General features: G+C 29.4%; 6 protein-coding genes. 5 read left to right on the forward strand and 1 reads right to left on the reverse strand.

Annotated features, from left to right (window positions below):
• Positions 1 to 54: 54 nt before the first annotated feature.
• The 4 genes from ACX6CF_RS24970 to ACX6CF_RS24985 all read left to right on the forward strand — a co-directional run bounded on the left by ACX6CF_RS24970 (position 55) and on the right by ACX6CF_RS24985 (position 4,038).
• The gene (locus ACX6CF_RS24970) at positions 55 to 1,536 is read left to right on the forward strand and encodes an NADP-dependent glyceraldehyde-3-phosphate dehydrogenase (protein ID WP_458788100.1); all 1,482 of its coding nucleotides are present in this window, start codon (positions 55 to 57) and stop codon (positions 1,534 to 1,536) included.
• Between the two features lie 127 nt (positions 1,537 to 1,663).
• Positions 1,664 to 2,335, forward strand: coding sequence for a TetR/AcrR family transcriptional regulator (locus ACX6CF_RS24975; RefSeq protein WP_458788101.1), 672 nt, complete (start codon positions 1,664 to 1,666; stop codon positions 2,333 to 2,335).
• A 19-nt stretch (positions 2,336 to 2,354) separates the two neighbouring features.
• Complete coding sequence (locus ACX6CF_RS24980) at positions 2,355 to 3,245, forward strand: ABC transporter ATP-binding protein (protein ID WP_458788102.1); 891 nt, start codon at positions 2,355 to 2,357, stop codon at positions 3,243 to 3,245.
• Positions 3,238 to 4,038, forward strand: a complete 801-nt coding sequence (locus ACX6CF_RS24985) for an ABC transporter permease subunit (RefSeq protein WP_458788103.1) — start codon at positions 3,238 to 3,240, stop codon at positions 4,036 to 4,038. Before ACX6CF_RS24980 ends, ACX6CF_RS24985 begins: the two co-directional genes overlap by 8 nt.
• Before the next feature lie 113 nt (positions 4,039 to 4,151).
• On the opposite strand, the gene ACX6CF_RS24990 is transcribed toward ACX6CF_RS24985, so the two are convergent.
• A complete protein-coding gene (locus ACX6CF_RS24990; protein ID WP_458788104.1) occupies positions 4,152 to 5,804 on the reverse strand; it encodes a DEAD/DEAH box helicase in 1,653 nt (550 codons plus the stop codon).
• A 265-nt stretch (positions 5,805 to 6,069) separates the two neighbouring features.
• Between ACX6CF_RS24990 and ACX6CF_RS24995 the strand changes: the two genes are divergently transcribed.
• Positions 6,070 to 6,744, forward strand: a complete 675-nt coding sequence (locus tag ACX6CF_RS24995; protein WP_458788105.1) for a LiaF transmembrane domain-containing protein — start codon at positions 6,070 to 6,072, stop codon at positions 6,742 to 6,744.
• Positions 6,745 to 6,763 lie beyond the last annotated feature (19 nt).

Consider the following 6,763-nt stretch of genomic DNA (forward strand, 5'->3'; position numbering starts at 1 on the left):
TATAAAGGAAAATAATACTACCAAGTAAATAATGAAAGTTCAGAGGTGGTAATTATGTTTGAAGATATAAAAGATAACAATATATATAAAAATCTATATGATGGAAAATGGATTAATTCTACTTCAAATAATCACATAACAATCAATTCACCTATAGATGGAAAAGAAGTTGGAAAAATTCAGGCCATGACAGGGGAAGAAGTGGATAAAGTCGTTTCAAAGGCTCAGAGTTCTTTTGGCATATGGGCAGATAAACCAGTTAGTGAGCGAGCTGATATAATCCATAAGTCAGCAGCGATATTGGAAGAAAATTCAGAGGAAATTGCAAATATTTTAGCCAAAGAAATAGCAAAAGATATTAAGAGCGCAAGATCTGAGGTCACTAGAACAGTTGATTTTATAAGATTTACAGCAGACGAAGGTAAACGAATACAAGGAGAAACTCTACAAGGTGATGGTTTTCATGGATTTTCAAAAGATAAATTGGCTTTTGTAACAAGAGAACCAGTAGGAGTAGTTCTTGCGATATCACCTTTTAATTATCCAGTCAACCTTTCAGCATCTAAAATAGCACCAGCACTAATGGCAGGAAATAGTGTAGTTTTTAAACCTCCAACTCAAGGCTCAATAAGTGCATTATACCTAGCAAAAGTATTTCAAGCAGCTGGTCTACCTAATGGTGTACTTAATACAATAACAGGTAAAGGTTCTGAAATTGGAGATTATATAATAAAACACAAGGAAATCGATTTGATTAATTTTACTGGTAGTAGTGAAGTTGGAAAACACATATCACAAGTAACAGCTATGGTGCCAAGTATTATGGAATTAGGCGGAAAAGATGCAGCAATAGTATTGGAAGATGCTGATTTAGAACATGCAGCTAATAACATTGTAAAAGGAGCTTTTAGTTATTCGGGACAAAGATGTACTGCATTAAAAAGAGTTTTGGTATTAGAAGAAATTGCAGATCATTTAGTAAAGCTTATCACTGAAGACGTAGCAAAATTAAAAATTGGGAATCCGTTTGATGATGTATCCATAACACCACTTATTAATAATAAAGCAGCAGATTTTGTCCAAGAATTAATAGATGATGCTATAGAAAAAGGAGCAACATTAAAAATAGGTAATAAAAGAGAAGAAAATCTATTATATCCAACCGTATTTGACAATGTAACAACTGACATGAGGATTGCATGGGAAGAACCTTTTGGACCAGTACTTCCAATTATTAGAGTGAAAAATATTGATGAAGCTGTTGATATTGCTAATGCATCTGAGTATGGCTTGCAGTCTTCAATATTTACTAATGATATAGATGATGCTTTTCATATAGCAAGATTATTAGAGGTAGGAACTGTTCAAATAAATAATAAAACAGAAAGAGGTCCTGACCATTTTCCGTTTTTGGGAGTGAAATCTTCTGGTATGGGTACGCAAGGAATTAGATATAGCATTGAAGCAATGAGTAGACCAAAAGCAATTGTAGTAAATCTTAGAGAAAGAAGTGACAAAGTAGGAAAGACAAAATAAGTGTATTATTGGATTTAGAGGCTATTAATTTAGCCTTTTTTTATTAATATGTCTTTACATAATGGATGAATGAGTGTACAATAGAATGACAGACCGACAGTCGGTTTGTAGTTGAAAGGAGGTTTATATGGATTTAAAGCAGAACATAATAAGAACAGCATATAAACTGTTTGCTGAAAAAGGTTATGAAAAAACAACTGTATCAGAAATAATTGAAACTGTTGGAAGTTCCAAAGGTGGATTTTATCATCACTTTAAATCAAAGGATGAAGTTCTTGAAGCAATTACACTGAATTATATTAAAGATTTAGTGAGGTATTATGAAAATATGCAGGAGAAGAATGAGGAATCCATAATTGATTCATTAAATAACGTTTTTGTTACCATCAATAAATGTAAAGCTAACAAATTAGTCGAATGGCCTGAAATTGAAAAAGTGTATTCTTTTAATGGAAATAATACTATTTTAAGAAAGTTAGCTGAAGAATTTGAAATAGTTACAACTAAACTATATAAAAAATTGATTCTACAAGGAAACAAGCAGGGTTTAATTAATGTAAAATATCCTGAATATTTAGCAGGCTTATGGACGAGAGAATTAATAAGGATTTATGGAATCATACCACAGGTCATTATGTCAAAGAATGCTCAGAATTATAAAGAATTGGAAGAATTACTAGAGTTTAGTGAAGAGCTGATTAATGGAGCTTTAGGATTTGAAACTAATGAGATTAAAATTAAAGAAGAAGCATTGTCTTATGTTAAATATTGTAGAGATCAACTTAGCAAACAAGATTAATAATAAAGGAGGCAATACGATGATAGAAGTTAAAAACCTTACACAAATTTATAAGAGTGGAAAAGGTGTTTTTGATTTGAACTTCTCAATTAAAGAAGGGGAAGTCTTTGGGTATATTGGACCAAATGGTGCTGGGAAAACAACAACTATTAGAAATCTACTTGGGTTTGCTAATCCAACAAAAGGTAGTGCTTCAATCAATGGAATAAATTGTCGAAAAGAAGCAGCGAAACTACAAAATACTATAGGTTATCTTCCAGGGGAGATTACATTCTTTGAGAATATGAAAGGTATGGAATTTCTTAAATTCATGTGTGATATGCGTCATACCAAAGATTTATCTAAAAGAGACGAACTTATAGAACTTTTCCAATTAGATACAAAAGATAAAATTAAAAAAATGTCAAAAGGTATGAAGCAAAAATTAGGAATAGTGACAGCATTTATGCATGATCCTTCAATATATATTTTAGACGAACCAACAAGTGGGTTGGATCCTTTAATGCAAAATATATTTATGAATCTGTTAGATAAGGAAAAAGAAAGAGGTAAAACAATTATGATGTCTTCACATATCTTTGAAGAAGTTCAAAGGGTCTGTGATAGAGCAGGTATTATAAAAGATGGAAAGATTGTTGCTGTTGAAGATGTTCAATCTCTGAATGCAATGAAACAAGAAACTTTTATTATTAGATTATCAGATAAAAAGGATGTTAATAAACTTATAGATAACAAACTTGATGTCAAAAAACTCTCTGATTGTAAAGTTAAAATTACGGTAAATCATAATTATAAAGAGTTTTTTAAGACTTTATCAGATTGCAGTGTAATTGGATTAGAAGCTGAACAGCAATCACTTGAAAATGTATTTATGAAATATTACGGAAAGGGTGGTATTACTCATGAATAAGACATTATTCAAAGCAACTTTAAAAGCGAATTGGGGTATTGGATTATTTTTTACACTTTTTATACTCATGTATGTAACAATAAGCATTGTAATGTTTGACCCAGATAGTGCAGAAACAATAGACAGTATGTTAGCATTGATGCCTGAGGGAATGCTAAAAGCCTTTGGATTTGATAATTTAGGTACTGATTTAACCGGTTATTTAGCACATTACCTTTATGGCTTTATTTTTCTTGTGTTTCCAATGATCTATACCATAATCATTGGTAATAAATTGATTGCAAAGCATGTTGACAATGGTTCTATGGCTTATATATTAACAACACCAAATACTCGTATTAAAATAGCAGTAACTCAAGCTATATATCTAATAGGTAGTATAGCTGTCATATTCATAATAAATGTAGGGATAGGTATAGCTATTAGTGAATCCATGTTTGGAGGACATCTGGATATAGGCAAGTTCATATCTCTGAATTTAGTGACTTATCTATCAACTATTGTTGTAAGTAGTATAGTATATTTCTTTTCATGTTTGTTTAATGAATCAAAGAATGCTATTGCTTTTGGAGGCGGAATCTCAGCTTTATTTATAATATGTAGAATGCTCATGGGAATAAGTGAAGATATATCATGGCTGAAATATTTTACAATATATTCTTTTGTAGATATTGAAGAAATCTTAAGCAACTCAACTTATGTTACAATATCAAGTTTAATTTTATTAGGTATAAGTGGTATATTTTACTGTGCAGCTATAATAATTTTTGATCGCAGAAGTCTATCAATATAGAACATCATTTTACCAATAAAATATTTTTAGATTAATATACAGGCAGACCTCTGTTCAAGCAATATATAATATGTTACTTTAACAGAGGTCTGAAATTATAATTGTATATTAAATTATCTTCTTTTTCTTGTATTAGCTAATTCCATTGTAATATTCTTACCACGTATTCTTGATTGATTCATTTTATCAATAACTTGAGTAGCATATTTTTCTGGTATCTCAACAAAAGTGTATTTATCATACATATCAATTGAACCAATTGTAGACCCTTTTATTTTAGTTTCACCTGCAATAGCACCAACTATATCTCTAACACCTACTTTATGATTCTTACCAATGTTGACATATAATCTAGCCATACCTTTTTCTCTTTTATTAACGTTACGTCTTGAATTATTATTTCTTGAATCATTACTTCTTGAATCATTATTATAAGGTTGTCTTCTATTGATTTCATATGAAAGATTCATATTATTCTCTTCTTTTAATTCAAGATTAGACATCAATAGTGCAGTTGCTATTTTATCTGAAGTATAACCTTTATCATTAAGTTTATTGATGATATCTTCATATTGATCTAAGTCGGCTGTATTATCGATAATCTTAGCCAATGACTCTATATAATTATCTACTTTTACAGAATTAACTTTATTTATTGATGGAATTTTTTTTCTAGGAATATCTTTTTTAATGTATTTAATTATATTGGATATTCGTCTTGTTTCAGATTTAGAAACTAAAGTATAGGAAGAACCTTTTTTACCTGCTCTACCTGTACGACCAATTCTATGAACATAATATTCTTCATTATCTGGTACATCATAGTTAACTACAGCTTCAACATTTTGAATATCAAGTCCTCTTGCAGCAACATCAGTAGCGACAAGTATATTAATTATACCTTTATTAAATTTATTAAGCACACTAAGTCTAACTACTTGATTCATATCGCCATGTATTTTGTCACTGGAATATCCAGCATCTTGTAATAAATCTGTTACCTCATCAACTTTCTTTTTGGTATTACAGAATATTAATGATAGCTTTGGATGATATACATCAATTAATCTTCTAAGAACTTCTAATTTATGATGTTCAAGAACATGATAATATCTTTGGTCAATAGTGTCAGTAGTTAATTCTTTTCTTGTGATTTTAATAAGTTTTGGCTTCTTTTGATAATTGTGAGTAATATCTAAGATGCTTTTTGGCATAGTTGCTGAAAAAAGTATTGTTTGGAGATTATCGTTAGGTATTTTACTTAATATTGTTTCAATATCTTCTCTAAATCCCATATTAAGCATTTCATCTGCTTCATCAAGTATTATTGAATTTACATGATCAAGTTTAATGGTTTTTCTATTCATATGATCCATAAGTCTTCCAGGAGTACCAATGATTATTTGAACGCCCTTTTTAAGAACAGAAATCTGTCTATAGATTGGTTCGCCACCATAAACAGGAAATGACTTTATATTCATATATTTTGTTAATTTTTTGAATTCGTTACATACTTGAACAGCCAACTCTCTAGTAGGGCATAGGACTAGTACTTGTGGTTTTTTAATAGATTGATCTACTTTATCTAAAACTGGAATTGCAAATGCGGCAGTTTTACCTGTACCTGTTTGGGATTGTCCAATAATATCACTGCCTGATAATATTTCTGGAATTGATTTCTCTTGTATTTCAGTTGCCTCTTCAAATCCCATATCAGATATAGCTTTTAAAATATTATCAGATATATTTAATTCGTTGAAATTCATTATATTATCTCATCCTTAACTTTATTTGTGTTTTATCTTCTATAACTAAATCATTATAGTTGTTAATCGTGAAAAAATCAAGTAAAAATTGATATATCTCTATTTTAACCAATTTATTCTTTTATTACTTATAAGTATATGTTAAAATATATTCAAAAGTATTAACATATTATATATTAATAGTTTATTTTGACAGATTTGAATTACAACAAAATATTAATGGTTACATATTAAATGTTTATATATGTTAAAGGAGGACGTGAATATGAAGAAAAGAAATCTATTAGGTATATTAATAATTGCAGTTGGGATTATTATTTTGTTAGGTAGATTGGAAATAATTGATAGTGATAGTATATTTGGTACTTATTGGCCAATTATATTAATTATTATAGGTTTAGTAAATCTATTTGATAAATATGGATCGAAAACTTTAGCTTCTGTATTAATAGTAGCGGGTGTTGTTTTTCAATTGAAAGAATTAAATTTAGATATTTTGGAAGGTATTAATATAGGTCAATTCATATTACCAGCTGCTGTTATTATAGCGGGTGCATGGCTAATAATTCCAAAAAAAAAGGGTAATAACAGAAAAGTATATTCAGATAACATAGTAGAAAATTTTTGTCTGTTCTCCGGTAGCGATATACTTAATGATTCAAGTGATTTTCAGGGTGGTAACTTAGGTACTGCATTTGGTGGCATTGATGTTGACTTAAGAAATGCTAATATTATAGGAGACGAACCAGTTATAATTGATGCATTTGTTGCATTTGGTGGTATTGATATAAAAGTTCCTATGGATTGGAAAGTTGAAGTAAAAGGTATTCCTCTATTTGGTGGTTGGGGTAATAAAACAAAAAGAGAAGAAATTAATACAAACAAAGTACTTATTGTAAAATGTTTAATTTTGTTTGGTGGACTTGACATAAAATATTAAATCAATCAATAAGAGAGAT

The sequence above is a fragment of the Vallitalea sediminicola genome (assembly GCF_054408565.1).

Coding starts and splice junctions, on each gene's coding strand:
- ACX6CF_RS24970 (WP_458788100.1), top strand. CDS start 55: ATGTTTGAAGATATAAAAGATAACAATATATATAAAAATCTATATGAT.
- ACX6CF_RS24975 (WP_458788101.1), top strand. CDS start 1,664: ATGGATTTAAAGCAGAACATAATAAGAACAGCATATAAACTGTTTGCT.
- ACX6CF_RS24980 (WP_458788102.1), top strand. CDS start 2,355: ATGATAGAAGTTAAAAACCTTACACAAATTTATAAGAGTGGAAAAGGT.
- ACX6CF_RS24985 (WP_458788103.1), top strand. CDS start 3,238: ATGAATAAGACATTATTCAAAGCAACTTTAAAAGCGAATTGGGGTATT.
- ACX6CF_RS24990 (WP_458788104.1), bottom strand. CDS start 5,804: ATGAATTTCAACGAATTAAATATATCTGATAATATTTTAAAAGCTATA.
- ACX6CF_RS24995 (WP_458788105.1), top strand. CDS start 6,070: ATGAAGAAAAGAAATCTATTAGGTATATTAATAATTGCAGTTGGGATT.